The organism is Paraburkholderia hospita, from assembly GCF_002902965.1.
GTDB classification, from domain to species: Bacteria; Pseudomonadota; Gammaproteobacteria; order Burkholderiales; family Burkholderiaceae; genus Paraburkholderia; species Paraburkholderia hospita.
Map to the genome: position 1 here is coordinate 335,486 of NZ_CP026105.1, position 25,282 is coordinate 360,767.

At 62.5% G+C, this 25,282-nt stretch carries 25 protein-coding genes and 1 pseudogene; 16 read left to right on the forward strand and 10 right to left on the reverse strand.

Translation table 11 applies throughout. The annotated features are described in order from the left end of the window. Nucleotides 1-81 precede the first annotated feature (81 nt). The 5 genes and pseudogenes from C2L64_RS01435 to C2L64_RS01455 all read right to left on the reverse strand — a co-directional run bounded on the left by C2L64_RS01435 (nt 82) and on the right by C2L64_RS01455 (nt 3,766). Nucleotides 82-897, reverse strand: a complete 816-nt coding sequence (locus C2L64_RS01435) for a hypothetical protein (RefSeq protein WP_090834952.1) — start codon at nt 895-897, stop codon at nt 82-84. 257 nt (nt 898-1,154) lie between these two features. Then, nucleotides 1,155-1,448: a hypothetical protein gene (locus C2L64_RS01440; protein ID WP_158660482.1), complete on the reverse strand. Its 294-nt coding sequence runs from the start codon at nt 1,446-1,448 to the stop codon at nt 1,155-1,157. Between the two features lie 616 nt (nt 1,449-2,064). Beyond that, nucleotides 2,065-2,409: a hypothetical protein gene (locus C2L64_RS53035; protein WP_143055678.1), complete on the reverse strand. Its 345-nt coding sequence runs from the start codon at nt 2,407-2,409 to the stop codon at nt 2,065-2,067. Nucleotides 2,410-2,688: 279 nt separating this feature from the next. After that, nucleotides 2,689-3,411 (reverse strand): annotated as a pseudogene (locus tag C2L64_RS01450) (magnesium chelatase domain-containing protein); the annotation flags it as partial. A 100-nt stretch (nt 3,412-3,511) separates the two neighbouring features. Beyond that, entirely contained in the window at nt 3,512-3,766 is a 255-nt protein-coding gene (locus tag C2L64_RS01455; RefSeq protein ID WP_007577719.1) for an accessory factor UbiK family protein, read from the reverse strand. 414 nt (nt 3,767-4,180) lie between these two features. Here C2L64_RS01455 and C2L64_RS01460 point away from each other — a divergent pair, with 414 nt between their 5' ends. The 7 genes from C2L64_RS01460 to ptsP all read left to right on the forward strand — a co-directional run bounded on the left by C2L64_RS01460 (nt 4,181) and on the right by ptsP (nt 11,828). After that, complete coding sequence (locus C2L64_RS01460; protein ID WP_006048089.1) at nt 4,181-4,519, forward strand: P-II family nitrogen regulator; 339 nt, start codon at nt 4,181-4,183, stop codon at nt 4,517-4,519. Nucleotides 4,520-4,545: 26 nt separating this feature from the next. After that, nucleotides 4,546-6,033, forward strand: a complete 1,488-nt coding sequence (locus C2L64_RS01465; protein ID WP_007577701.1) for an ammonium transporter — start codon at nt 4,546-4,548, stop codon at nt 6,031-6,033. 277 nt (nt 6,034-6,310) lie between these two features. After that, nucleotides 6,311-7,600: a glutamate--cysteine ligase gene (gene gshA / locus C2L64_RS01470; protein ID WP_007745871.1), complete on the forward strand. Its 1,290-nt coding sequence runs from the start codon at nt 6,311-6,313 to the stop codon at nt 7,598-7,600. Between the two features lie 185 nt (nt 7,601-7,785). After that, nucleotides 7,786-8,742: a glutathione synthase gene (gene gshB / locus C2L64_RS01475; RefSeq protein WP_007745870.1), complete on the forward strand. Its 957-nt coding sequence runs from the start codon at nt 7,786-7,788 to the stop codon at nt 8,740-8,742. Between the two features lie 277 nt (nt 8,743-9,019). Then, nucleotides 9,020-9,535 (forward strand): PTS sugar transporter subunit IIA, encoded by a 516-nt coding sequence (locus tag C2L64_RS01480; RefSeq protein WP_007745868.1) that lies wholly within the window; start codon nt 9,020-9,022, stop codon nt 9,533-9,535. A 63-nt stretch (nt 9,536-9,598) separates the two neighbouring features. Beyond that, complete coding sequence (locus C2L64_RS01485) at nt 9,599-9,868, forward strand: HPr family phosphocarrier protein (protein WP_007577690.1); 270 nt, start codon at nt 9,599-9,601, stop codon at nt 9,866-9,868. A 217-nt stretch (nt 9,869-10,085) separates the two neighbouring features. After that, nucleotides 10,086-11,828 (forward strand): phosphoenolpyruvate--protein phosphotransferase, encoded by a 1,743-nt coding sequence (gene ptsP / locus C2L64_RS01490; RefSeq protein WP_007577689.1) that lies wholly within the window; start codon nt 10,086-10,088, stop codon nt 11,826-11,828. A gap of 30 nt (nt 11,829-11,858) precedes the next feature. On the opposite strand, the gene C2L64_RS01495 is transcribed toward ptsP, so the two are convergent. The 3 genes from C2L64_RS01495 to gpmA form a co-directional block, all read right to left on the reverse strand. Continuing rightward, nucleotides 11,859-12,617 (reverse strand): HesA/MoeB/ThiF family protein, encoded by a 759-nt coding sequence (locus C2L64_RS01495; RefSeq protein WP_086914670.1) that lies wholly within the window; start codon nt 12,615-12,617, stop codon nt 11,859-11,861. Nucleotides 12,618-12,755: 138 nt separating this feature from the next. Further along, nucleotides 12,756-14,354 (reverse strand): S41 family peptidase, encoded by a 1,599-nt coding sequence (locus C2L64_RS01500; protein ID WP_007577686.1) that lies wholly within the window; start codon nt 14,352-14,354, stop codon nt 12,756-12,758. A gap of 418 nt (nt 14,355-14,772) precedes the next feature. Next, entirely contained in the window at nt 14,773-15,519 is a 747-nt protein-coding gene (gene gpmA / locus C2L64_RS01510) for a 2,3-diphosphoglycerate-dependent phosphoglycerate mutase (RefSeq protein ID WP_007577685.1), read from the reverse strand. Between the two features lie 151 nt (nt 15,520-15,670). Between gpmA and C2L64_RS01515 the strand changes: the two genes are divergently transcribed. The 5 genes from C2L64_RS01515 (at nt 15,671) to C2L64_RS01535 (ending at nt 18,732) form a co-directional block, all read left to right on the forward strand. Beyond that, a complete protein-coding gene (locus C2L64_RS01515; RefSeq protein ID WP_007577684.1) occupies nt 15,671-16,096 on the forward strand; it encodes a rhodanese-like domain-containing protein in 426 nt (141 codons plus the stop codon). Beyond that, nucleotides 16,093-16,356 carry a glutaredoxin 3 gene (gene grxC, locus C2L64_RS01520; protein WP_007577681.1) on the forward strand — a complete coding sequence of 88 codons (264 nt, stop codon included), beginning with the start codon at nt 16,093-16,095 and terminating at the stop codon, nt 16,354-16,356. The genes C2L64_RS01515 and grxC overlap by 4 nt, the downstream gene beginning before the upstream one ends. Nucleotides 16,357-16,535: 179 nt before the next feature. Then, entirely contained in the window at nt 16,536-17,006 is a 471-nt protein-coding gene (secB, locus tag C2L64_RS01525; RefSeq protein ID WP_007577679.1) for a protein-export chaperone SecB, read from the forward strand. Nucleotides 17,007-17,027: 21 nt separating this feature from the next. Continuing rightward, a complete protein-coding gene (locus C2L64_RS01530; protein WP_090834955.1) occupies nt 17,028-18,026 on the forward strand; it encodes an NAD(P)H-dependent glycerol-3-phosphate dehydrogenase in 999 nt (332 codons plus the stop codon). A 154-nt stretch (nt 18,027-18,180) separates the two neighbouring features. Further along, complete coding sequence (locus C2L64_RS01535) at nt 18,181-18,732, forward strand: O-acetyl-ADP-ribose deacetylase (RefSeq protein ID WP_007734990.1); 552 nt, start codon at nt 18,181-18,183, stop codon at nt 18,730-18,732. Here the strand turns inward: C2L64_RS01535 and trmL are convergent. Next, nucleotides 18,705-19,175 carry a tRNA (uridine(34)/cytosine(34)/5-carboxymethylaminomethyluridine(34)-2'-O)-methyltransferase TrmL gene (gene trmL / locus C2L64_RS01540; RefSeq protein WP_090834956.1) on the reverse strand — a complete coding sequence of 157 codons (471 nt, stop codon included), beginning with the start codon at nt 19,173-19,175 and terminating at the stop codon, nt 18,705-18,707. The genes C2L64_RS01535 and trmL overlap by 28 nt on opposite strands. Nucleotides 19,176-19,193: 18 nt before the next feature. Further along, on the reverse strand, nt 19,194-20,000 hold the full coding sequence (locus C2L64_RS01545) for a ComF family protein (protein ID WP_090834957.1): 807 nt from the start codon (nt 19,998-20,000) through the stop codon (nt 19,194-19,196). Between the two features lie 89 nt (nt 20,001-20,089). On the opposite strand from C2L64_RS01545, the gene C2L64_RS01550 reads away from it, so the two are divergent. The 4 genes from C2L64_RS01550 to ctaD all read left to right on the forward strand — a co-directional run bounded on the left by C2L64_RS01550 (nt 20,090) and on the right by ctaD (nt 25,204). Further along, a complete protein-coding gene (locus tag C2L64_RS01550) occupies nt 20,090-21,049 on the forward strand; it encodes a methyltransferase domain-containing protein (RefSeq protein ID WP_090834958.1) in 960 nt (319 codons plus the stop codon). Nucleotides 21,050-21,318: 269 nt separating this feature from the next. After that, entirely contained in the window at nt 21,319-21,798 is a 480-nt protein-coding gene (locus tag C2L64_RS01555; RefSeq protein ID WP_035986818.1) for a DUF2244 domain-containing protein, read from the forward strand. Nucleotides 21,799-21,869: 71 nt separating this feature from the next. Beyond that, the gene (gene coxB / locus C2L64_RS01560) at nt 21,870-23,543 is read left to right on the forward strand and encodes a cytochrome c oxidase subunit II (RefSeq protein WP_086914675.1); all 1,674 of its coding nucleotides are present in this window, start codon (nt 21,870-21,872) and stop codon (nt 23,541-23,543) included. Between the two features lie 47 nt (nt 23,544-23,590). Beyond that, a complete protein-coding gene (gene ctaD / locus C2L64_RS01565) occupies nt 23,591-25,204 on the forward strand; it encodes a cytochrome c oxidase subunit I (RefSeq protein WP_007579642.1) in 1,614 nt (537 codons plus the stop codon). Nucleotides 25,205-25,282: the final 78 nt, after the last annotated feature.

Below are 25,282 nucleotides of genomic sequence, written 5' to 3' on the forward strand. Positions count from 1 at the left end.
TACGCTCACACGTACTGTGTTCAAGCAGCGGCGGTAGGTACAAATGTTTGGACGAACTTCCAAAGGGGGGGAATAGCTAAGCTACGCGCCGCTCTTTTGATAGAGAGGCGCGTAGCCCGTTTTCTTGACCTTTTCGAGAGCACCCGTCTGGCCGCCCTCAAGCAGCAAGTACCAGTCGACCACGGGAGGGCGCATGCAACGAGCGAGCGCGTAATGCTGGATCTTACGAACAACGTCTTCGCACGCTCTCTCGGCTTTCCTTCCAGTTTTGGCTGGAATCGAAGAGATCAATCCCATACGCAACGCGGCTTTCAGCACGGCTGAGTCTGGCTTGGCGCAATCGAAGCCAAATTCCATCAACAGGTGCAAAAGTGATGTTTGCTCCTTGACGAACGGAAAGTCGCGTTCAATCAGTCGCGCTCGCAGTACATGGAAGGCTGACCAGAATGTGTCAATATCCGCCTCGGATTTGATCGCGTCCGGCAGGCCGCTATCAGCGAGGAAATTACCGATGCCCTCCTTGGTACGCGTGCCGACGATGTTCCGTGCCATCTGAATCATGTGGAAGATCTTGGTCTTCTTTCGGATCCCCTTGATCCGCTCCCAGTGGTCTTCTACGACGTCAAGGGGATTGAGTTTTGCTGCCTCGACGATCTGGTAGCCCGCAACAGCATGCTTGAGCTGGTTGTCAAGGATGCCGTCTACGCTTTTGGATTTTGCCCCTTGGCTGTACGCGACGACCTTGCACAACTTCTCGAAAAGGGCGTCATGCGTAATCGTGTCTGAGGGGCGACGCTTTTCCCGAAGCTGAATTTCCTCACGGAAAGGATCGCAACTCCTCGTAAAGCTGTTGGCATGGTTGATGATCCGGTTAAATTTTTCGAAATATTCGGACATTGCTGGTCTTAGTGTCTGGGTTAGCGATTGGAATTCCGTCTACTGCCAACTTTCCGGAAACGAATGACGAGACTTTAGATGCTCGAATAAGCGAGAACGAACATGGCCGCTTGCGGTAAAACTGACCTGCAGGCCTCGCAGACTGCACAAGCGCGTCTCGAAGCGGCGCTCGCCTGCTCTGATCCATCGGTCGCGATACTCGCCGTTGATCGTCTAGCAGCGTGCCGCAGGAACTGTGGTTAGCATGTTGCGTGGAGTTAGCGGTGGCTGCAAAGCCTCGGAACGAGATCGAACAATGGGAACAAGATCGCATTTTCGATCGCAGCAATCGCGAGCCCCGTTAACATCCCGTTCAACGCTGGGTGGCGTGACATGTCTCTCAGATACCACCGCCAGAAGCGGGCAGGGAAAAGCCTAGATGGTTGGTTGGAAGCAAGATCTAAGGATGGTCGATATTGCATTTCCCAAAGCGCAGTTACGAGGAGTTCAGCCTGTGCTTCTGTCATTCCAGCCTTCGTTAATTTTTTGAACAATTCCAAGGTGTCCGTCACCGTGAATTCCTCCATCAGCTCGATTTGGAAGAAGTGATGCGCATCTTCTTTTCAATCAGCGAAACGTCAATCTGTCGCGTAGACGTCGGCGACGCACGCTCTGAATTGAAATCCGCATTTCCGCGGCAATTGATCGATCGCCGAGCCCTTTATCTAAAAGGTGGTAAAAACGAACAATCTCGCTGTTGTTGAGACGGCCTCGTCGCGCGGCGACTGACGGAGGAGACGATCCAACTAGCGTATGCATTGTATGAGTTTTGCTCGGCCCGTTTGAGCGCGTTCGGCGCGGCGCTCCACTCGCTGTGCGGCTCACTTCATATCCCCGCCATCTCCGTAAACGAATAACGCCTTTGCCGATGTGCCGGTGCAGCTCATTTTTTTCTTCGTCGGACAGAGCAAGATAGATGGGATTATATTGAATCGCCTGAAGTGCGATATCTGCACCGTGTACCGATCTGGACCTGAGTGCTGCTGCATACGCAAGGGAGCTTAAGCTAACGACTTCGCCAGTCAGTTTCGTTCTATTTCCCATTACGTTTTCCTTTGAATGCGCAACCGGATGTACAGCGGCGCGTTCGCCATCGTCGCCTTCTCCCTGAACGCGCGAAATATGTCATTACAGCGGTTGCTTTTCTCTTTGTGCGCCGCCGGCTTGTTGCCAAGAGTGCCAACGGTTATCAGCTGCGGAAAAACTGATCTCCATAAGTTCTTTAACCGCATATCGCGTATGCCCGGCATCAAACAACCGATAGCAAATCTCGATGCCTCTCGGCGTGAGCTTGCGATCCGAGAATTTGTTCGCTGGATCTTTCGGGTCAAATTCGGGCGCCGCCTCAGCTTCTACAAGGATATTTCTTAAATTTTGTAAGCCAACGACGGCCCGTTCCAGCGCGCTGGTAACGGTCTCGATCGCATTGATAGCTGCCGTGCGATCTATAGTGTGAAATGAGGTTTGTGGCATGGATCCCTCCCTAACGTAATTAGTTAGTGGCAATGTAACTAATCTATGGAGTTAGTGCAAGAGCAATTTGGCGTTGCGGAGGTCGCGACAGCGGTATGAACCGCGCGAGCCGACGACTGGACGGCCGACCGGTGGCAGTGAACGCCTTTGCAGATCGTCACCCCTCGCGGAAAGGCGAACTGATCTAGCGCTCATATGTAGAGGGGGCCACCACTTGGTCGCTTGGGCGACTACGGGCGAACGCAGGCGCCGCTAGGCCGGTTACAAATGGGGTTTAATTGGCCACAAGGTAAGCATGTGGTGGCCGCCCGCCGCCGCCACTTCGAGCGCGCGCCGGGCGCCGCGCTGGCCGATGACGTCGGCCATATCGGGCGGCGCGACCCGCGCATCGTCCGATAAGGTCGCCGCCGCGACGGGGTAAAGCCGCGCGTCCGCGTCGCCCGCCAGATGCGCGCACAGCGACGGCAGATCCGTCGCGCCATAAACGGCGACGCCGGGCACGAGCGCCGCCTCTTTTGCGCTGGCAAGCGGCAGGTAGAGTTCCGGTGTGCGGCTGCTCGCGGCGTCTTCCGGCGTATCGGACGAGGTTTCAGGATAGGACTGATGGCCGCGCGCCGTGCCGCACGCCATCGCGAACGCGCCGCGCATCGGACGCAGCGCGCCCGTCAGCGAGAGCTCTCCCGCAAATTCCCGATGCATGAGCGATTCGACCGGAATCTGCCCGCTCGCAGCGAGAATGCCGAGCGCGATGGGCAGATCGAAACGACCGGATTCCTTTGGAAGATCGGCGGGCGCCAGGTTCACCGTGATTCGGCGCACGGGAAAATCGAGACCGCAATTGAGCAGCGCGGCGCGCACACGCTCGCGGCTCTCGCGCACTTCGAGATCGGGTAGTCCGACGATGGAAAAAGAAGGAAGTCCGTTGGCGAGGTGAACCTCGACGGTAACTTCGGGCGCGCGGCCAGCGGCCGGCGCGCGACTGCGCACCACGGCAAGCGACATGTTGTCTCCCGTCCCGACGCGCCCGCAGGGCGCGTTCACCTTAAAGCGCTAATGACGTCACGGGCCGCTTGCCTGTGATGTGCAGATCAGAAGGGGGTGCTCAGGACGATTGGCTCACGGGCAGCTTCTGCTCGAGTTCGGCGACGCGCCGCTCCAGTTCCTCGAGCCGCGCGCGGGTGCGCACGAGCACCTGCGTCTGCGTGTCGAATTCCTCGCGCGTCACCAGGTCGAGCTTCGAAAAGCCTTGCGACAGCATTGCGCGCACATTGCGTTCGACATCTTTGGCCGGCGAGTTTTTGAACAACTCGGAAACTTTGGCCTGAAAGTCATTGAAGACGTCGTTTGGTTGTTTCATTTCATTCCCCTTAATTGCACAAAAAATGTGCATGTGATGTTACGCGCGTGCCTCGTAACACTGAATGATCGTTTCTGGTGCATGTTCCCCGGTCACCCGCTACAGCATGGGCGCCTTTGGTGCGCACGCCTGTTGTCCAAGCCTGCAAACACTCTAGCAACGATCCCGATAGCGCGCCAGCGTGCCCAGCCTGAACTGGCCATCCGGACAAGAAAACGCGCAAAGCCTTATGCCATAAGCGCCGACGGGAGTCTGCCACAAACATGGCATGGACGTTGCTGTTACTGCCCCGCGCACCGGCGGGACGCCGTCTGGAGAAGCGCCATTGCTAAGGGTTTTGGGGGTTAACCGAAAGCAGGGCGCAAGGCAAATGCAAGTCACGCAAACGGGTTGAGTCACTACAGCGAGGATTTCATGAAACTCATTACCGCAATCATCAAGCCTTTCAAGCTCGATGAGGCGCGCGAAGCCCTGTCGGCGATCGGCGTCTCGGGGATCACGGTGACGGAAGTCAAAGGATTTGGTCGTCAGAAGGGCCATACGGAGTTGTATCGGGGAGCCGAGTACGTCGTCGACTTTCTGCCGAAGGTGAAGATCGAAGCCGCGGTGTCGGACGACATCGTCGACCAGGCGATCGAAGCCCTCGAGCGCGCGGCGCGTACGGGCAAGATCGGCGACGGCAAGATTTTCGTCACGCCGATCGAACAGGTGATTCGGATTCGCACCGGCGAGACCGGCGCGGACGCACTGTAAAAAACAGCGACAAGAGGAAACTGAAGATGCGTAAATTATTGATGTCCCTGATGATGGCCGGCTCGCTGCTGACGGTCGGCATCGGCGCTGCCGTCGCGGACGACGCGTCGGCTCCCGCCGCGGCTTCCGCCCCGGACACGACGGCGAGCGCACCGGCTGCGCCCGCTGCGAGCGCCCCTGCTGCCGACGCTTCGGCCGCACCCGCCGCCAGCGCGCCGGCTGACGCATCGGCAGCGGCTGCTGCTTCGGATGCGGCACCGGCTGCACCGACCGCGCCGTTCTCGGTCGATTCGTCGAAGATCAGTTCGGGCGACACCGCCTGGATGCTGACCTCCACCGCGCTCGTGCTGTTCATGACGATCCCGGGTCTCGCGCTCTTCTACGCGGGCATGGTCCGCAAGAAGAACGTGCTGGCGACGGTGATGCAGAGCTTCGCGATCACCTGCATCGTGACGGTGATCTGGACCGTGGTCGGCTACAGCCTCGCGTTCACGCCGGGCGGCTCGTTCATCGGCGGCTTCTCGCGCGTGTTCATGTCGGGCATGACCTACATCAAGGGCGACAAGGCGACAACGCTGACGGTCAGCCACCTCGCGTCGACGATTCCGGAATCGGTCTACTTCGTCTATCAGATGACGTTCGCGATCATCACGCCGGCACTGATTACGGGCGCATTCGCCGACCGTATGAAGTTCTCCGCGATGCTCATTTTCATGACGCTGTGGTCGATCATCGTCTACTCGCCGATCGCGCACATGGTCTGGGAACCGACGGGCTGGCTGGCTAGCGCAGGCATCCTCGACTTCGCGGGTGGCACGGTGGTGCACATCAACGCGGGTATCGCGGGTCTCGTCTGCTGTCTCGTGCTCGGCAAGCGTACGGGCTACGGCAAGGACTCGATGGCACCGCACAACCTCGTGCTGACGATGATCGGCGCCTCGATGCTGTGGGTGGGCTGGTTCGGTTTCAACGCGGGTTCGGCAGTCGCCGCTGACGGCCGTGCCGGTTTCGCGATGATGACGACGCAAGTTGCAACGGCCATGGCTGCACTCGGCTGGATGTTCGCTGAATGGATCGCCAAGGGTAAGCCGTCGGTGCTCGGTATTGTGTCGGGCGCAGTGGCAGGTCTGGTTGCGATTACGCCGGCTTCGGGCTTCGTCGGCGTGGGCGGCGCGCTCGCCATCGGTCTGATCGCAGGCGTGGTCTGCTTCTGGTCGGCAACGTGGCTCAAGCACAAGATGGGCTACGACGATTCGCTCGACGCGTTCGGCGTGCACTGCATCGGCGGTATCGTGGGCGCATTGCTGACGGGCGTGTTCGCCGTCAAGGACATCGGCGGCGCGGACGGCAGCGTGCTGCTGCAAGCCAAGGGTGTCGTGACGACGCTGGTGTACAGCGGCGTGATCAGCTTCATCCTGCTGAAGATCATCGACGCGACGATCGGCCTGCGTGTGACGGAAGAAGAAGAACGCGAAGGTCTGGACGTGATCCTGCACGGCGAACACGTCGAGTAACAGGTCCAGCAAACCCGGTTTTCCCCGGCGACGGGGTCACGAAAGGTACGAAAAAGGTACAAGCGCAGCGACTTTGGCCCGCCTTCATGGCGGGCTTTTTTCATGGCGCGGCGGATCGCCGCAGCCCGCTTCAATCTTGTCTCACAAACAGCAGATTTTCCGGCTATCGTTCCTATAGGGAGAATGCATCCACCCATAACTTGCGAATGGAGAAAGCGACCCCAAATGGGCAAAGCATTTGCTCTACAATCTTTTTTCTCCAGTCTGCGAGTGATCAATGGTTCCGCATTTAGTCACGGCGTTAAACGGCCCGCTGCTCGATCTCGAGCGGAAGATCCTCGACGCCACGCCCGCCATCGAACGCTGGTTCCGTCTCGAATGGCAGGAGCACACGCCGCCGTTCTATTGCTCGGTCGATCTGCGTAACGCCGGTTTCAAGCTCGCGCCCGTGGATACCAACCTGTTCCCCGGCGCGTTCAACAACCTGCCGCAGGAAACGCTGCCGCTTGCCGTGCAGGCGGCGATGGCGTCGATCGAGAAGATCTGCCCGGACGCGAAGAACCTGCTCGTGATTCCCGAGCGTCACACCCGCAACGCGTTTTATCTGGAGAACGTCGCGCGGCTCGCGACGATCATGCGTCAGGCGGGCCTGAACGTCCGCTTCGGTACGCTCGACGAAAGCATCGTCGGGCCGGTGACGATCGCGCTGTCGGACGGGCAGAAGATCGTGCTGGAGCCGCTGGAGCGATCGGCGCGCCGTATCGGGCTGAAGAATTTCGATCCCTGCTCGATTCTGCTGAATAACGACCTGTCGAGCGGCATTCCGCCCGTGCTCGAAAATCTGCACGAGCAGTATCTGCTGCCGCCGCTGCACGCGGGCTGGGCCGTGCGCCGCAAGTCCACCCATTTCTCGTGCTATGACGACGTCGCGAAGAAGTTCGCGAAGATGGTCGAGATCGACCCGTGGATGATCAATCCGTATTTCGCGCATGTCGAAGGCGTCGATTTCGAGGCGCGCACGGGCGAGGAAGCGCTCGCCGACGCGATCGACGGCGTGCTGAAGAAGATCGCGAAGAAGTATCGCGAGTACGGTATTTCGGAACGGCCGTATGTCGTCATCAAGTCGGACGCGGGCACTTACGGAATGGGCGTGATGACGGTGCACGACGCGTCGGAAGTAGCTGCGCTCACCAAGCGCGAGCGCACCCGCATGTCGACCACGAAGGAAGGCCTCGACGTGCACGACATGATCGTGCAGGAAGGCGTCTACACGTTTGAGCGTATCGGCGAGGAAGTGGCCGAACCCGTCGTCTACATGATCGACCGGTATGTGGTGGGCGGCTTCTACCGCGTGCACGGCAGCCGCGAACGCGACCAGAATCTGAACGCGCCCGGCATGCATTTCGTGCCGCTCGGCTTCGAGCACACGGCCCTGCCGGATGCGCACGCAAAGCCGGGCGCCGCGCCGCCGAACCGCTTCTACATGTACGGCGTGGTGGGACGGCTGGGGCTGCTGGCGGCGTCGGTGGAACTGGAGAAGACCGATCCCGAGGCGATCCAGGTCTGATCGGGCCCGCCGTTGCGCTCGACCCTGGACAGGCACCCCGCAAGCGCGTAGAGCGCGCTCGCGGTAGGCTGACGCTCCCGCCGCGTCGAACGCGGCAGCATTTGCAGGCGGATGCGCTGCGTCAGCGCGTTCGCCTTACGCTATAACGAACGATGTGTGGCCCGCGAGGGCGCCTCAGGAACTCCATGGACATTCTCTTCATCGCCGACCCGCTTTCCCGCTTCAAGATCTACAAGGATTCGACCTACGCGATGATGGCCGAGGCCGCGAAGCGCGGTCATACGCTATATGCGTGCGAGCCGCAGCATCTGGCGTGGACGGGCAGCGGCGTCGAGGCGAACGTATACCGCTTCGAGATCGTCGGCGATCAGTCGGACGGTCATCGCGACGTGTGGTTTGAAGCGCAGCCCGTCGAGCCGCGCGCGCTGACCAACTTCGGCGCAGTGGTGATGCGCAAGGACCCGCCGTTCGACATGGAATACGTGACGTCGACGTGGCTGCTCGAACTGGCCGAGCGCGCGGGCGCGCGCATCTTCAACAAGCCGCAGGCGATTCGCGATCACTCGGAAAAGATGGCGATCGGCGAGTTTCCGCAATTCGTCGCGCCGACGCTCGTCACGCGTGATCCGGCGCGTTTGCGCGCGTTTCACGCCGAGCATGGCGACGTGATCCTGAAGCCGCTCGACGGCATGGGCGGCATGGGCGTGTTTCGCGTGAAGGCGGACGGTATGAATCTCGGCTCGATCGTCGAGATGCTGAGCCACGACGGCGCGCGTTCGGTGATGGCGCAGAAGTTCATCCCCGAGATCAAGACGGGCGACAAGCGCATTCTGCTGATCGGCGGTGAACCGGTGCCGTATTCGCTCGCGCGCATTCCGCAGGGCAACGAGGTGCGCGGCAACCTCGCAGCGGGCGGGCTGGGCGTCGCGCAGCCGCTGACGGCGCGCGACCGCGAGATCGCCGAAACGCTCGGGCCGGTGCTGAAGGCACGCGGCCTGCTGCTAGTCGGGCTGGATGCGATCGGCGACTGGCTGACGGAAGTGAACGTGACGAGCCCGACGTGTTTCCGCGAGATCATGGATCAGACGGGCTTCGACGTGGCGGCGATGTTCATCGACGCGCTAGAGAAGGCCGTCGGTTGAATCGGCGCGGGTGCGCCGCCATGTTCTGCTATGGAAGTTCGTGCGATGGCCAGCCAAGCGAGAAAAGGCCGAAAGCGCGAAAATGAGGCTGTTACAATGCCCGCTCCCCTGAAAGCGGCCCGCGAGGGCCCACGCGATCCGGCCCCTTGGCGGTCGGATCTCAGGCGAGTTCGATGGCGTGCTTTGTTCGCCGCGTCTGCGCCGTTGTTTCGGCTGCCGGACAGTGGAACGGAAGCACGGCCGCGATTTTCGGGCGGTTTTCTGCAGCAAGGCTGACATGGCAGGCATTCTGATCATTGCGCACGCTCCCTTCGCCTCCGCGCTTCGCGAGTGTGTCTCTCATATTTACGGCGGCTTGCCCGCTCGCATCGGCGTCATCGACGTGTCGGCGGATTGCGACCCCGCCCAGGTCGTGGCGTTCGCGCATGCCGAGATCGACAGGCTTAGAGAAGAAAACGGCGCGCTCGTGCTGACGGACATGTTCGGCGCGACGCCGGCGAATATCGCGTGCCGCCTCGCGTCGATTCCCGATGTGCGGGTGCTGGCAGGTGTAAATCTGCCGATGCTCGTGCGCGCGGTCTGCTATCGCGCGACGCCGCTCGACGTGCTCGTCGACAAGGCGCTGGCGGGCGCGACCAAAGGCGTACAGGCTGTCGGACCGGCGACGCCGGCCGTCGCCGCCTGTGCCGTCGCGAATACCGACGACTGCCTTCCCGTCGCGCCGCCGGACAAAGTGCTCGCCGAAAGCTGCAAGGCAGCCAGCGAAACCGGCTGCAGCGGGAACGCCACCTGAGCACCGCGCACAAGATTTCTGCTTTTCCTCGCTAACATCAACACCCGCGCATCGGACCAACACATGCTGCAACAGGAAACGACTATCGTGAACAAGCTGGGGCTGCACGCACGCGCGTCAGCCAAACTCACGCAACTCGCCGCCAACTTCCAGGCGGAAATCTGGATGAGCCGCAACGGTCGGCGGATCAACGCGAAGAGCATCATGGGCGTGATGATGCTGGCGGCGGGAATCGGCAGCACGGTGGTGATCGAAACGGAAGGCGCCGACGAGAAAGATGCAATGGACGCGCTGCTCAAACTGATCGCCGACAAATTCGGCGAGGGACAATAAAAAATCCGCTGCTGCATTCGTTCTGCATGGAAGACGCCGCGCGATGTCGCGGCGTTTTCTTTTGGTCCGCCGGATTGCGGGCCGGCGCGCGGCTTACTGCGACATTCGATGCTGCGCTGCACAGCAACGATATGCGGTACGGAATTTATAATGGTCGTCGGGGTCTGAGAGCATTGCAGCGGTTTGCCGCGGCATCACACAACTAGAGGAGGTGCGCGTGTCGTTCACGCTGCATGGAATTCCCGTGTCACGCGGTATCGCCATCGGGCGGGCATATCTGATCGCCCCGGCTGCACTGGACGTCGACCACTATCTGATCGAGCCCACCCAGATCGAGGGCGAGGTGGAGCGTTTTCGCACGGCCCAGGCGCTCGTGCATCGGGAACTCGACGCGTTGCGCGCCGATCTCGCCGCCGACGCGCCCTCCGAAATGGGCGCCTTCATCGACGTCCATACCATGATCCTGAACGACGTGATGCTGGTTCAGGAAACCATCGACCTCATCCGCACGCGCCGCTACAACGTCGAGTGGGCGCTGACCGAACAGCTCGAACGCCTCACCCGCCATTTCGACGAAGTGGAAGACGAATATCTGCGCGAGCGTAAGGCCGATATCGAGCAGGTTGTCGAGCGCGTGCTGAAGGCGCTGGCGGGCGCGACGGGCGGGCTCGTCAACGGCATTCACGGACGCTGCGACGAAATGATCGTGGTCGCGCACGACATCGCGCCCGCCGACATGATGCAGTTCAAGGGGCAAACCTTCCAGGGCTTCGTCACGGATCTGGGCGGCCGCACGTCGCATACGGCGATCGTCGCGCGCAGCCTCGGCATTCCCGCGACGGTCGGCGTGCAGCACGCGAGCGCGCTGATCCGTCAGGACGATCTCATCATCGTCGACGGTGATCATGGCATCGTGATCGTCGATCCGGCGCCTATCGTGCTCGAAGAGTATTCATACCGGCAGAGCGAAAAGGCACTGGAGTCGCGCAAGCTGCAGCGCCTGAAGTTCTCGCCTACACAGACGGTGTGCGGTACGCGCATCGACCTGTGCGCGAACATCGAGCTGCCCGACGACGCGCAGGCCGCGCTCGACGCGGGCGCGACGGGCATCGGCCTGTTCCGCACCGAGTTCCTGTTCATGAACCAGAAGGACGGGATGCCGGAAGAGGAGGAGCAGTTCGCCGCGTACCGGCGTGCCGTCGAACTGATGAACGGCATGCCCGTGACGATCCGCACGATCGACGTCGGTGCGGACAAACCGCTCGATTCGATCGGCGACGAGTACGAGACGGCGCCCAACCCGGCGCTGGGTCTCCGTGCGATCCGCTATAGCCTGTCCGAGCCGCACATGTTCCTCACGCAACTGCGCGCGATCTTGCGCGCGTCGGCGTTCGGTACGGTGAAGATCCTGATTCCGATGCTCGCGCACGCGCGCGAGATCGACCAGACGCTCGACCTGATCCAGGAAGCCAAGCGTCAGCTCGACGACGCGGGCCTCGCGTACGATCCGAACGTGCGCGTCGGCGCGATGATCGAGATTCCAGCAGCGGCGATCGCGTTGCCGCTATTTTTGAAGCGACTCGATTTCCTGTCGATCGGCACGAACGACCTGATCCAGTACACGCTTGCAATCGACCGTGCCGACAACGCGGTCGCGCATCTGTACGATCCGCTGCATCCCGCGGTGCTGCATCTGATCGCGTTCACGCTGCGCGAGGCGAAGCGCGCGGGTGTGCCGGTGTCGATCTGTGGAGAGATGGCCGGCGACCCGACGCTCACGCGTCTGCTGCTCGGCATGGGCCTGACGGAGTTCTCGATGCATCCGAGCCAGGTGCTGCTCGTGAAGCAAGAGGTGCTGCGCTCGCATCTGAAGACTTTGGAAAAACCGGTGGCGGACGTGCTCGCGGCGTTCGAACCGGAAGAGGTGCAAGCGGCGCTGGATCGCGTCGCGCAGGCCTGACGCGCTTTCCCTTTCGGCGAGTGGCGAGATTTACGACCGATGCCGCTCGCCGCACACCGGGCAATCCGGCTGGCGCGCGATGCGCATTGTGTTCCATTCCATTCGTAGCGAATCGAGCATCATCAGGCGGCCCACCAGCGGCTCGCCGATGCCCGCGATCACACGCAGCGCTTCCGCCGCCTGCATCGCACCGATAATGCCCACCGTCGGCGCGAACACGCCCATCGTCGAACACGCCACTTCCTCGAACGGCTGATCTTCCGGAAACACGCACGCGTAGCACGGTGAATCTTCGCTGCGGAAATCGAATGTGCTGATCTGGCCGTCGAAGCGCAGCGCCGCGCCCGATACCAGCGGCACGCCGTGCTTCACGCACGCGCGGTTGATCGCGTGACGCGTCGCGAAGTTGTCCGTGCAGTCGAGTACGACAGTCGCTTGCGGCACGTTGCCGTCCAGCCATGCATCGTCGACGCGTTCTGCTACGGCGTTCACAACGACTTCCGGATTCAGTTGCGCGATCGCGTCGCGTCCCGATTCGACCTTCAACCGGCCAACCGACTTTGTCACATGCAGAATCTGCCGCTGCAGATTGGTGAGATCGACGGTATCGGCATCGACCAGCGTCAGCTTGCCGACGCCCGCCGCCGCCAGATACATCGCGGCCGGCGAGCCGAGACCACCCGCGCCGACCACAATGGCGTGCGCGTCGAGAAAGCGTTGCTGAGCCTCGATGCCGAGTTCATCGACGAGGATGTGACGGGAATAGCGCAGGAGTTGATCGTCGTTCATGGCGGGGCGCGGCGTGTGTCGTAGGTGTCGCGCTGGCTGTGAAGAGAGACGGCGCGAGGTTCTCGTTATTCTAATCGCGCGGAGGGAAGTGTCTTCGCGGCAACGTGGGCCGCGAAGACACTGGGACAGCTCAGACGCTTACTTGGCCGGAACTGCCGGTTGCGAAGCGGGCTGCGTCGCCGAAGCGGGCGCCGCCGGGTTCGACGCCGTCGGCGTAGCAGGCAGCGCGGGCTTCACAGCGACAGGCGCCGAAGCCGATTGAGCCGGCTTGTTCTGCGCGAGACGCCGCTCCATCAGCGACTTCGACTCCTGCACCGGCTTGCCTTCGAGCTTGTTCAGACCTTGTTGCAGCATGAAGTCGTCGTTGGAACCGAACTCGACCGGCTTGCGGTCGCGATCCTTCTGCTTCTGTTCCGGCGTCTTCTTGTCGTTCTGCTCTTCGAGCAAGCGCAACTGGTCCATGCGCTCCTGTTCGCGCTGTTCCTGTTCCTTCTTCTCGTTCGGGTCTTGCGTGTTCGCAAGGTGATTCGAGTAGTCGACTTCGCGCGTGACGAGTGCGTCGTCCGGATCGCCGTCCGCGTATTGATCCACTGCGACGTCGGGGCGGATGCCCTTGTTCTGGATCGAACGGCCGCTCGGCGTGTAGTAGTAGGCGGTGGTCAGGCGCAGCGCCGAATCCGCTGTCATCGGACGCACGGTCTGCACCGAGCCCTTGCCGAACGTCGTCTTGCCGACAATCAGCGCGCGATGCTGATCCTGCAGCGCGCCCGCGACGATTTCCGACGCCGACGCCGAGTACGCGTTGGTCAGAACGATCATCGGCACGGTCTTGAAGATGGGCGGCAGGTTCTTCAGCGGATCGGTGTCGAAGGACGGCAGACGATAGTTGTCGTAGGTGTCGCGATAGACCTGCTTCGAGTCCGGAATCTGGCCGTTCGTCGACACGACGACGGAATCCGGCGGCAGGAATGCGCCCGCGACGCCGACGGCGCTTTGCAGCAGGCCGCCGCCGTTGTTGCGCAGGTCGAGGATCAGGCCCTTCAGGTTCGGCTGCTGGCGCGCGATGTCCTGCAGCTTGGCTGCGAGGTCGGGCACCGTGCGTTCCTGGAAGCTCGTGATGCGGACATAGGCGTAGCCCGGCGCGAGGATCTTCGACTTCACGCTCTGGACCTTGATGATCGCGCGCGTGACGGTGAGCGGGAACGTGCGGTCGTCGGTCTTGCGGAAGATGGTCAGCGTGACCTTCGTGCCCGGGTCACCGCGCATCTGCTTGACGGCTTTGTCGAGCGTCATGCCGCGCACGGGTTTGTCGTTGATGCGGGTGATCAGGTCGCCCGGACGGATGCCGGCGCGGAACGCGGGCGTGTCTTCGATCGGCGAGATGACCTTGATGAGGCCGTCTTCCTGCGAAATTTCGATGCCGAGGCCCGCGAAGCGACCCTTGGTCTGCTCCTGCAGCTCTTCGTAGTCGGTCTTGTCGAGATAGGACGAGTGCGGATCTAGGCTCGACACCATGCCCTTGATCGCGGCCGTCAGCAGCTTCTTGTCGTCGACGGGCTCCACATACTCATGCTTGATTTGCCCGAAGACTTCGGCGAAGAGTCGCAACTGGTCAAGCGGCAAGGGCGCGGTCGCCGATGCGGGTTGCTGGGCCGAGGCGCTGAGTTGCAGGGTTGCAAAAACGCCGGTAGCCAGGCCCGCGGCGATAAGGCCGATATTTTTCAGGTTCTTTCGCATAGAGTGTGTTGCGGTCGGAAGCGCGTGGCAGCGTCAAAGGAAAAAGGACGGACAAGTATAACTTGACGCTTGCACGGCCTGTACGTATGGGTGATCGGGTTTCGACAGCGGTCGCGCTGCGAGGTTCTAAGGATCGCTGCCGTCCTGCGCAGCGACTGTGCGCTGGCGGACGCCCGCAACGCCAAAAGTGCCGCCACGTATGGGCTGAACTGCCGATACCGTTGCGTGTGCATCGGTATGGATTGCTTGCGTGTATGGATCGTAGCGCAACGTCCGGCCATCTCGCGACGACGCATGATGGCGCCAGCATGGCGGGTACATGGCAATGCTGTCAGGCAAGCGCACGGCACGCGCGAAGCGCGCGTGCCGTGACCCGCAGCGGCATGGCGGCGGGTCACGATCATTGGACTGGCCGTGATCAGCCTGCCTTACCCTGCTTCGCGACAGCGGCCTGCGCCTTCGCGATCGCTTCCTGATCGCCGAGGTAGTAGTGCTTGATCGGCTTCAGGTCTTCGTCCAGTTCATAGACGAGGGGCACGCCGTTCGGGATGTTCAGCCCGACGATCTCGTTGTCGGAGATGTTGTCCAGATACTTGACCAGCGCGCGGATCGAATTGCCGTGCGCGGCGATCAGCACCTTGCGGCCCGACTTGATCGCGGGCGCGATCGATTCGTTCCAGATGGGCATGACGCGGGCGACGGTGTCCTTCAGGCATTCCGTGAGCGGCAGTTGCTCGCGCGGCACCTTCGCGTAGCGCGGGTCGTCGTACGACGTGCGCGAATCGGTCGCCTCCAGCGCGGGCGGCGGCGTGTCGTAGCTGCGGCGCCAGACCAGCACCTGCTCGTCGCCGAACTTCGCGGCTGTCTCGGCCTTGTTCAGGCCCGACAGCGCGCCGTAGTGGCGCTCGTTGAGACGCCACGAGTGCACGACGGGCAGGTACATCAGGTCCATCTTGTCCTGCACGTGCCACAGCGTGCGGATCGCGCGCTTGAGCACCGAGGTGTAGGCGATGTCGAACGTATAGCCCGAGCCCTTGAGCAGCGTGCCTGCCTGCTGCGCTTCGAGGTTGCCCTGTTCGGTCAGGTCGACGTCGACCCATCCCGTGAAGCGGTTTTCCTTGTTCCACGTCGATTCGCCGTGGCGGATGAGAACGAGTTTGTACATGTCGTGCCGGTCGGTAGTGAGGAAGCGGGAATCGGGGTGGCACCGCAGCCTGCTGCTGGCGGTCGCCATCGCGTCAGACGGTTATTTTATAATGGTCGGATTGCCCTTTCCGATTTATCCCGATTTCTTCTCTTTTTCCGGCGGATCTTCCGTGAAGTTTTTCACCGACTACACCAATCTTGTACTGATCGCTGTCGCCCTCATCTCTGGGGCGTTGCTCCTCTGGCCGTCGATTTCCCGGCGCGGACGCGGCGGCCTGTCGGCGGCTGCCGCCACCCAACTGATCAATCGGCGCAACGCCGTGGTCGTCGACCTGCGCTCCGCGGCGGAATACGCCGGCGGGCACCTGCCGTCGGCGCGGCACGTCGAATTTGGCGAGTTGCAAGCGAAAGTCGCCCAACTCGTGAAAAATAAGAGCAACCCGGTGCTGCTCGTCTGCCAGAACGGACAGCAGTCGAACAAGGCGGCACGTATTGTGCGCGACGCAGGCTATGCGGAAGTGCACGTGCTGGAAGGCGGCGTCAACGCCTGGCAGCAGGCGGGCATGCCCGTCGTCAAACAAGGAGTTGCGAAGTGAACAAAGTGATCATGTACAGCACGCAGGTGTGCCCGTATTGCCAGATGGCCGAACGTCTACTAAAGTCGCGCGGCGTCGATCATGTCGAAAAGGTGCTGATCGACAAGGATCCGGCGCGCCGTCAGGAAATGATGACGCGTACGGGTCGCCGTACGGTGCCGCAGGTGTACATCGGCGACACGCACGTCGGCGGCTATGACGATCTGTCCGCGCTCGATCGCGCGGGCGGTCTGACGCCGCTGCTGGCAGCCGTCGTCTGAGTTTCAGCTGAGGCTTTACCTTCGCGTCGCGCCGGTTGTGCCGGCGGCGGCGTGCGGCAGCGAAAAAACAAGGCCGGGTTCGCACCGGCCGGCTGGATGCCGCCTTTCGGGGTGGCCCGCTTTGTAAAGAGATCTGGCGGCATTCGTCCGCCGCAACGAAATTTAGGGAGTAGAGACTCATGTCCGACGAGAACAACCAGCCGTTCTTCAATATCCAGCGCATTTACCTGAAGGACATGTCGCTCGAGCAGCCGAATTCGCCGGCTATTTTCCTCGAGCAGGAAATGCCGTCGGTTGAAGTCGAAGTCGACGTGAAGGCTGAGCGCCTCGCGGACACCGTGTTCGAAATTCTCGTCACGGGCACCGTGACGGCCAAGGTCAGCGACAAGGTCGCGTTCCTGATCGAAGCCAAGCAGGCAGGCATTTTCGACATCCGCAACATCCCGGCTGAGCAGATCGATCCGCTCGTCGGCATTGCGTGCCCGACCATCCTGTTCCCGTATCTGCGTTCGAACATCGCCGACGCGATCACCCGCGCAGGCTTCCCGCCCATCCACCTCGCCGAAATCAACTTCCAGGCACTGTACGAGCAACGCCTCGCGCAGATCGCCACGCAGGAAACCGGCGCGGGCAGCGCTGCGCATCACTGACGCGCGCAGCCGGTGCCGGGTATGAAGGTCGCCGTTCTCGGCGCCGGTGCATGGGGCACCGCACTCGCCGGCCATCTGGCCGCGCGGCACGACACGGTGCTCTGGGCGCGCGACGCCGCGCTCATCGCCGAACTTTCCACTTCGCATGAAAACGCCCGCTATCTGGCGGGCGTTGTGTTGCCGTCCGCGCTTTGCTTCGAAGCGGACCTCGATCTCGCGCTAGATCACGCGCTCGCCGACGACGCGCTGTGCGTGATCGCGACGCCCGTCGCGGGCTTGCGCGCGATGCTGCGCACGATGCGCGACATGGGCAAGGTGCCGGCGCACATCGTGTGGCTGTGCAAGGGCTTCGAGGCTGACACACAACTGCTGCCGAATCAGGTCGTCGCGCAGGAGTTGGGCGGGCACGCGAGCAACGGCACGTTGTCGGGCCCGAGTTTCGCGCGCGAAGTGGGGCAGGGGCTGCCCGTCGCGTTGACCGTGGCGAGTGCGTCGGCGGCATGCCGCGAGCGGACTGTCGCGGCGTTCCATCACGGCGCAATGCGTATCTATAGCGGCGACGACGTGGTCGGCGTCGAAGTGGGTGGCGCGGTGAAGAACGTGCTGGCGATCGCCACGGGCATCGCCGATGGCCTCGGTCTCGGGCTGAATGCGCGTGCGGCGCTGATCACGCGTGGTCTCGCCGAGATGTCGCGCCTCGGCGCGGCGCTGGGCGGCCGGGCGGAAACGTTCACGGGCCTCACGGGTCTGGGCGATCTGATCCTGACCGCGACGGGCGATCTGTCGCGCAACCGCACGGTCGGCATGCAGCTCGCAAGCGGCCGGTCGCTCGACGATATCCTCAACGCGCTCGGGCATGTAGCCGAGGGCGTGCGCTGCGCTCGCGGCGTGCTGTCGATCGCGCAGTCGCACGGAATCGAAATGCCGATCACCGAAGCCGTCTGCGACGTGCTGTTCAATGGCGTCGCGCCACGCGATGCCGTCAGCGCGCTGCTGCGCCGCGACGCGAAGGCTGAATAAAAGCCGTTGTCCAAAGCGGGCCTCGCGGCCCGCAATCCATTTCAGCAAATTGCCTGAAGGTCTTTTACACAGCCGGTAATGGCCAACGCCGAACGGCTCGTTTCTTTTGCTGTCCACCTCCTATCGTTGCTGCATCGAATCTGGAGGTTTTCCCATGCTTACCATTGGCCATTGCTCGCTCGAGGCGCGGGTCGTCGACATCACGACGCTCGACGTCGACGCGATCGTCAACGCGGCGAATACATCATTGCTGGGCGGCGGTGGTGTGGACGGCGCGATTCATCGCGCGGCCGGCCCGGACCTGCTGCGCGAATGCGAAACGCTGGGCGGTTGCGTGACAGGCGACGCGAAGATCACGGGCGGCCATCGGCTGAAGGCGCGTCATGTGATTCATGCCGTCGGTCCAGTGTGGCACGGCGGCGAGCGGGGCGAGGCCGAACTGCTGGCTGCGTGCTACAGGCGCTCGCTGGAGCTTGCGCGCGACGCCAAAGCGAAGGGCATCGCGTTTCCTGCGATCAGTTGTGGCGTCTACCGTTTTCCCGCCGACGAAGCAGTGCGTATCGCCGTTCAAACGGTAATCGACACATTGCCGGAAACGCCTACGGTTGAGCACGTGATCTTCGCCTGCTTCGACGAAGCGATGCACACGCGCTACAAGACCGAGCTCGAACGACGCCTTCAGGCGCCGCCTTCAAAGCCCGCCTGACGCCAGGCCTCGAACACGACTACGGCGACCGTGTTCGACAGGTTCAGGCTGCGATTGTCGGGACGCATCGGCAGGCGCACGCGCTGCGTATCCGGGAAGCGGCTCAGCACGGCGTCCGGCAAGCCGCGCGTTTCCGCGCCGAACACGAACCAGTCGCCGGGCAGGAACGCGTGCGAATGGAACGGGCTGGAGCCGCGCGTCGTGAACGCGAACATGCGCGAGAAATCGGGCGCTTCGCTGTCGATCAGCGCGTCCCAGTTGGGGTGCACGCGCATCTGCGCGTACTCGTGATAATCGAGGCCGGCGCGGCGCATTCTGGCGTCGTCGAGCGGAAAGCCGAGCGGCTCGATCAGATGCAGGCGCGCGCCCGTGTTGGCGCACAGGCGGATCACGTTGCCGGTGTTCGGCGGAATTTCAGGTTCGACGAGAACGACGTTGAACATATCAAGGTGAGTCGGAAACTAGTTTTTCGGCGTGCGAAGCGCGACGAGATTCGTCACGCGCCGCGCGCCGGCTGCCTTCAGCGTACGAGCCAGCGCATCGAGTGTCGCGCCCGTCGTCATCACATCGTCGACGACGGCGACATGGAAGCCCTGCACCGGACTTGCAACTTCGAACGCGCGGCCGACATTCTGCCTGCGCGCATCGAGATCGAGCTTCGATTGCGGCGCCGTGTCGATCACCCGCCGCACGAGCGTCGCGTCGCCGCGAATGCCGAGCGCTTTCGCGCAGGGCCGCGCGATTTCCCATGCCTGGTTGTAGCCGCGCTCGACCAGCCGCCGCGCCGATAGCGGCACGGGCGCGACGACATCCGGGCGATCGCGTTCGTCGAGCGCATCCGTTGCGGACCACGCGAGCCGCCGCGCGAACTCATGCGCGAGCGCAAGCCGTGCGCGGAACTTGAGGCCGACGGCCAGCGCGTCCAGCGGCGCGCGATAGTCGGCAAGCGCCACGGTCGCGTCGAACGCGGGCGGCACGGCGAGACAGTCGCCGCAGCGGTAATGCATGACGCTTGCCCGCCGGAAGTCGCTCAAGGGCATCGCGCAGACGGTGCAGCGCAGCCGCGCTTCGTTCCACCACGCCTCGTCGCAAAAGCTGCACAGCGCTCGATGCGACATATTGCCGCACAACGCGCACGGGTTCGGCAGCGCGCAACGCGCGAGCACCGGAAGTTTCGAGATGGATCGTTGCGCGACCTCGATGAACCGTTCGTGAAGCGGTCGCCCGGAAAGTGTTGCGCGAGACCACCGGAAAGCCCAATTCGGCATATCGACACGCCTCCGAAGGCCGCTGACGCTGAAGGGACGGAATCGAGCGAGTATACTTCGCACTCTTCGTCCGCACGACTCGAATAACCGTGTCTCCCACCGAAACTGGCCGTCCGGCCTATGATTCGCGCCGTCTCCGGAAGATTTTCGACCGCCGGGCCGCGACGTTCAATGATGTCGCGTTCCTGCCGCGCGAGATCGCACAACGCATGCGCGAACGGCTCGACTACATCAAGGTCAATCCGACGCAGGTGCTCGACGCCGGGTGCGGCGCGGGCGACGACCTCCCTGCGTTGCGTGAGCGCTTCCCCGAGGCGCCCGTGTTCGGCACCGACCTTTCACGCGCGATGCTCGCGCGCGCGGTCCAGCACGACGCTACCAACACCAGCTGGCGTCGTTTTTTGCCCGCATCGCTCGGTAAGGCGCTCGGCTCGCGCGGTCCGCGCTTTGCTCAGGCGGATTTTTCCGCGTTGCCTTTTGCAGCGGGTGCATTCGAGTTCATCTGGTCGAATCTCGCGCTGCACTGGCACTCGCGGCCCGACCTCGTTTTCCCCGAATGGCAGCGCGTGCTGAAGGTCAACGGCCTGCTGATGTTCAGCACGCTCGGGCCTGACACGCTGAAAGAACTGCGCGGCGCGTATGCCGAAATCGAAGCGGCGCACGGCGTCAATACGCACAAACATGTAATCGACTTCGTAGACATGCACGATCTGGGCGATATGCTTGTCGAAAGTGGCTTCGAAATTCCCGTGATGGACCAGGAGACCTTGACCATCACGTACAAGTCGCCGGAGTCGCTGCTTGCCGACGTGCGTCGCTGGGGCGCCTATCCGTTCCGGCGCGAGGCGTCGCCGGGTGTCGCTTCGAGGCGCATGCAAAAAGCGCTGCTGGCCGCGCTGGAGGCGCGTCGGCGCGCCGATGGCACGATCCCTCTGACCTTCGAGGTGATCTACGGACATGCATGGAAGGCGGTGCCGAGAATGACCCCCGAAGGGCACGGAATCGTGCGAATAGAAGACATCGGAAGAGGGCGGCAGGGCAATCGTTGACGCGGTAAAGAGGGCATCCGTTATGCTCGAAATTAGCGGCCCGAAAAGTGCGTCAAAACGGCGCAGAGGCTTGTGTGGCTTGGCTTTTCGGCCGATAGAGCGTTGCTTGTGGATGCCCTGGATCGGCCCTATAATGCGTCAGTTTGTCGCTTAAAGCTCACACAATAGGAGCGACAGGCCCGAGGCCTTCGCGGTTCGGGTAGCGTAGTTGCGCTGGGCGTGGATGGCATTGGCGGTATGCGGTGACTGGCGGTTCGCGGGAGGCAGCGATGAATGCAACCGATCTGCTGGCTGAGTCAGAACCCGTCCTCAAGGACTGGTTGATGAAGCGCAACTGTTCGGCTTCGCCGCGGCAATTCGTGTTCTTCTATGTGTCGCTCGCGGCATTCTCGCTCTTAATAGCATTCCTGCTGGTCCTGTGCGGTGCATGGCTGGTGTTGCCGTTCACGGGTATCGAGCTGCTGGCTGTCGGTGTCGCATTTGCCATCTATGCACGCCATGCTGTCGATTACGAGCGCATCCGGCTGTTTCCCAACCGGCTCGTGATCGAACAGGTCAGCGCCGAGCATCTCACGCAGTTCGAATTCAACCCGTGCTGGGTGCGGGTAGAACCAGGAGCGACGCCGCGCGACCGGATCAGACTGGTTTCGCGTGGCGAGACGGTCGCGGTCGGGCAGCACCTTGCGCAATATCGGCGCGCACAATTCGCCGACGAACTGCGTCTGTGGCTCAGGCAGTGTCAGGCGTAAAAAGTTGCGTATTGAATCGCGCGCCGTTCCAGAAGACGAGAGGCAGCCTTCCAGCGGGGTCGAGGGTTTGAATGGAAAATTTGGGTAAGGAAGCTATGAAAACAATCAAGCGAGCCCTCGTGGGCGTGCTGGCGTGTAGCGGGCTGTTGTTCGCTGGCGCTGCCCATGCAATCGGCGACAGTCCGGGCGGCCCCCGCGTCAACGAGATCAATCTCCAGCCGCCCGTGACGAGGATTGCCGAAGAGCTCTACAGCCTCCACACATTCATGCTGATCCTCTGCACGGTGATCTTCATCGGCGTGTTTGGCGTGATGTTCTATTCGATGTTTGCGCACCGCAAGTCGAAGGGCTACAAAGCCGCGCATTTCCACGAAAGCACCACCGTCGAAATCATCTGGACGATCGTCCCGTTCATCATCGTCGTGCTGATGGCGCTGCCCGCCACCAAGACGGTCGTCGCGATGAAGGACACCACGAATGCCGATGTCACCGTCAAGGTCACCGGCTATCAGTGGAAGTGGGCCTACGACTACGTGAAGGGTCCGGGCGAAGGCATCAGCTTCCTGTCCACGCTGACCACGCCGCGTAGCCAGGTCGACGGCCGCGCGCCGAAAACGGATACCTATCTGCAGGAAGTCGACAATCCGCTCGTCGTTCCCGTCAACAAGAAGATTCGCATCATCACCACCGCCAACGACGTCGTGCACTCGTGGTACGTGCCCGCGTTCGGCGTGAAGCAGGATGCGATCCCCGGCTTCGTGCGCGACACTTGGTTCAAGGCGGAGAAGATTGGCACCTTTCGCGGCTTCTGTACCGAGCTGTGCGGCAAGGAACACGCGTTCATGCCCGTCGTCGTGACCGTGCTGTCGGACGACGACTACGCGAAGTGGGTCGACGACCAGAAGAAGAAAATGGCCGCCGGTCTGGACGATCCGAACAAGAACTACACGCTCGCCGAGCTGACGGAGCGCGGCGGCAAGGTGTACGCGGCGAATTGCGCCGTCTGTCACCAGCCGACGGGCAAGGGCGCGGGCGCGTTCCCGGCGCTCGACGGCAGCAAGGTCGCAAACGGCCCGCTCGCCGAGCATGTGAGCGTCGTCCTGAAGGGCAAGAACGCGATGCCGGCGTGGGCGCCGACGTTGAACGACGTCGAGATCGCATCCGTCATCACCTTCGAGCGCAACGCGTGGGGCAACCACACGGGCGACATCCTGCAGCCGAAGCAGATCGCCGATGCACGCAACGGCCGTTTGCCGGCGGGTGGCGATCACCTGGCGGGCGCGGCGGCGGCTGCCGCGTCGGACGCCGTCGCGGCGAGCGGCGCGGAAGGCGCGAGCGGTGCGGCTGCGGCTAGCGGCGAAGCGGGCGCATCGGCTCCCGCGGCTGCCTCCGGCGCATCGGACAACGCAGCGGCATCGGCGCCGCAAGCGTCGCTGCCCGCCAGCGTCTACTTCGAAACGAACAAGAGCACGCTGCCCGCGGACGCCAAAGCTGCCATCGACGCAGCCGCCGCCTACGCGAAGGCGCACCCGGACGCGAAGTTCACGCTGTCGGGCTACACCGACGCAACGGGTTCCGCCGACAAGAACGCGAAGCTCGCGAAGGCGCGTGCCGAAGCCGTGCGCGACGCGCTGAAGGCGGCAGGCATCGCCGAAGACCACATTATTCTGAAGAAGCCGGAGACGATCACGGGCGGTGCGGACGCGAAGGAAGCACGCCGTGTCGAGATTAGCCCAGCGGCCTGACGTGTCACAGTCAGAGAAAAGCAGCATTCGAGATTTAGGAGATTGTCATGTCTAGCATCGGACACGATGTAGCCGCGGGGCACGAGCATGTTCACGGCGATCATGCCCACGAGACGCCGCATGGCTGGCGCCGCTGGCTGTACGCCACCAACCACAAGGACATCGGTACGCTGTACCTGCTGTTCTCGTTCATCATGTTCCTGTCCGGGGGGGTGATGGCGCTGGGCATCCGCGCCGAGCTGTTCGAGCCGGGCCTGCAGATCATGCGTCCCGAGTTCTTCAACCAGTTGACCACCATGCACGGCCTCATCATGGTGTTCGGCGCGATCATGCCGGCGTTCGTCGGCTTCGCGAACTGGATGATTCCGCTGCAGATCGGCGCATCGGACATGGCCTTCGCACGGATGAACAACTTCAGCTTCTGGCTGCTGCCCGTTGCTGCCGTGCTGCTGGTCGGCTCGTTCTTCGTGCCGGGCGGCGCGACGGCCGCCGGCTGGACGCTGTACGCGCCGCTGTCGACGCAGATGGGCCCGGGCATGGACTTCGCGATTTTCGCGGTCCACATCATGGGTGCGTCGTCGATCATGGGCGGCATCAACATCGTCGTGACGATCCTGAACATGCGCGCACCCGGCCTCACGCTGATGAAGATGCCGATGTTCGTCTGGACGTGGCTGATCACCGCTTACCTGCTGATCGCCGTCATGCCGGTGCTGGCTGGCGCGATCACGATGGTGCTGTTCGACCGCCACTTCGGCACGTCGTTCTTCAACGCGGCAGGCGGCGGCGACCCGGTGATGTATCAGCACATCTTCTGGTTCTTCGGCCACCCCGAGGTGTACATCATGATCTTGCCGGCGTTCGGGATCGTGTCGCAAGTGATCCCGGCGTTCGCGCGCAAGCCGCTGTTCGGCTATAGCTCGATGGTGTATGCAACGGCGTCGATCGCGATCCTGTCGTTTATGGTCTGGGCGCACCACATGTTCGCCACGGGCATGCCCGTCACGGGCCAGCTGTTCTTCATGTACGCGACGATGCTGATCGCCGTGCCGACGGGCGTGAAGGTGTTCAACTGGGTCGCGACGATGTGGCGCGGTTCGCTGACCTTCGAAACGCCGATGCTGTTCGCGGTGGGCTTCCTGTTCGTGTTCACGTTCGGCGGTCTGACGGGCCTGATGCTCGCCATGGCGCCGCTCGACATCCAGTATCACGGCACTTACTTCGTGGTCGCGCACTTCCACTACGTGCTGGTGGCGGGTTCGCTATTCGGCCTGTTCTCCGGCTGGTACTACTGGTCGCCGAAGTGGACGGGCTGGATGTACAACGAGACGCGCGGCAAGATTCACTTCTGGTCGTCGCTGATCTTCTTCAACCTCGCGTTCCTGCCGATGCACTTCGTCGGTCTCGCCGGCATGCCGCGTCGTTATGCCGACTACCCGGCGCAGTTCACCGACTGGAACCAGGTCATCACGATTGGCGCCTTCGGCTTCGGTCTCGCGCAGGTGTACTTCCTGTTCGCGGTCGCGCTGCCGGCGTATCGCGGCGGCGGCGAACTCGAACAGGCCGGCGACAAGCCGTGGGATGGCGCAACGGGCCTCGAGTGGACCGTGCCGAGCCCGGCTCCGTTCCACACGTTCGAAAATCCGCCGACGGTCGAATAAGCCGTCTTCGAAGTCCGCTCCGGCTGAGCAGTGCCGGAGCGGACCGGCTGGACCGAAGCGGGACCGAATCATCACGCA

What these genes read in the sequence shown, in the direction of transcription:
- C2L64_RS01495 (WP_086914670.1), bottom strand. Translation starts at nt 12,617, where the DNA reads ATGAACGACGATCAACTCCTGCGCTATTCCCGTCACATCCTCGTCGAT.
- gshB (WP_007745870.1), top strand. Translation starts at nt 7,786, where the DNA reads ATGGACATTCTCTTCATCGCCGACCCGCTTTCCCGCTTCAAGATCTAC.
- ctaD (WP_007579642.1), top strand. Translation starts at nt 23,591, where the DNA reads ATGTCTAGCATCGGACACGATGTAGCCGCGGGGCACGAGCATGTTCAC.
- secB (WP_007577679.1), top strand. Translation starts at nt 16,536, where the DNA reads ATGTCCGACGAGAACAACCAGCCGTTCTTCAATATCCAGCGCATTTAC.
- C2L64_RS01460 (WP_006048089.1), top strand. Translation starts at nt 4,181, where the DNA reads ATGAAACTCATTACCGCAATCATCAAGCCTTTCAAGCTCGATGAGGCG.
- C2L64_RS53035 (WP_143055678.1), bottom strand. Translation starts at nt 2,409, where the DNA reads ATGCCACAAACCTCATTTCACACTATAGATCGCACGGCAGCTATCAAT.
- C2L64_RS01485 (WP_007577690.1), top strand. Translation starts at nt 9,599, where the DNA reads ATGCTGCAACAGGAAACGACTATCGTGAACAAGCTGGGGCTGCACGCA.
- C2L64_RS01535 (WP_007734990.1), top strand. Translation starts at nt 18,181, where the DNA reads ATGCTTACCATTGGCCATTGCTCGCTCGAGGCGCGGGTCGTCGACATC.
- C2L64_RS01480 (WP_007745868.1), top strand. Translation starts at nt 9,020, where the DNA reads ATGGCAGGCATTCTGATCATTGCGCACGCTCCCTTCGCCTCCGCGCTT.
- C2L64_RS01555 (WP_035986818.1), top strand. Translation starts at nt 21,319, where the DNA reads ATGAATGCAACCGATCTGCTGGCTGAGTCAGAACCCGTCCTCAAGGAC.
- C2L64_RS01545 (WP_090834957.1), bottom strand. Translation starts at nt 20,000, where the DNA reads ATGCCGAATTGGGCTTTCCGGTGGTCTCGCGCAACACTTTCCGGGCGA.
- C2L64_RS01465 (WP_007577701.1), top strand. Translation starts at nt 4,546, where the DNA reads ATGCGTAAATTATTGATGTCCCTGATGATGGCCGGCTCGCTGCTGACG.
- C2L64_RS01455 (WP_007577719.1), bottom strand. Translation starts at nt 3,766, where the DNA reads ATGAAACAACCAAACGACGTCTTCAATGACTTTCAGGCCAAAGTTTCC.
- trmL (WP_090834956.1), bottom strand. Translation starts at nt 19,175, where the DNA reads ATGTTCAACGTCGTTCTCGTCGAACCTGAAATTCCGCCGAACACCGGC.
- C2L64_RS01500 (WP_007577686.1), bottom strand. Translation starts at nt 14,354, where the DNA reads ATGCGAAAGAACCTGAAAAATATCGGCCTTATCGCCGCGGGCCTGGCT.
- C2L64_RS01435 (WP_090834952.1), bottom strand. Translation starts at nt 897, where the DNA reads ATGTCCGAATATTTCGAAAAATTTAACCGGATCATCAACCATGCCAAC.
- C2L64_RS01530 (WP_090834955.1), top strand. Translation starts at nt 17,028, where the DNA reads ATGAAGGTCGCCGTTCTCGGCGCCGGTGCATGGGGCACCGCACTCGCC.
- gpmA (WP_007577685.1), bottom strand. Translation starts at nt 15,519, where the DNA reads ATGTACAAACTCGTTCTCATCCGCCACGGCGAATCGACGTGGAACAAG.
- gshA (WP_007745871.1), top strand. Translation starts at nt 6,311, where the DNA reads ATGGTTCCGCATTTAGTCACGGCGTTAAACGGCCCGCTGCTCGATCTC.
- coxB (WP_086914675.1), top strand. Translation starts at nt 21,870, where the DNA reads ATGGAAAATTTGGGTAAGGAAGCTATGAAAACAATCAAGCGAGCCCTC.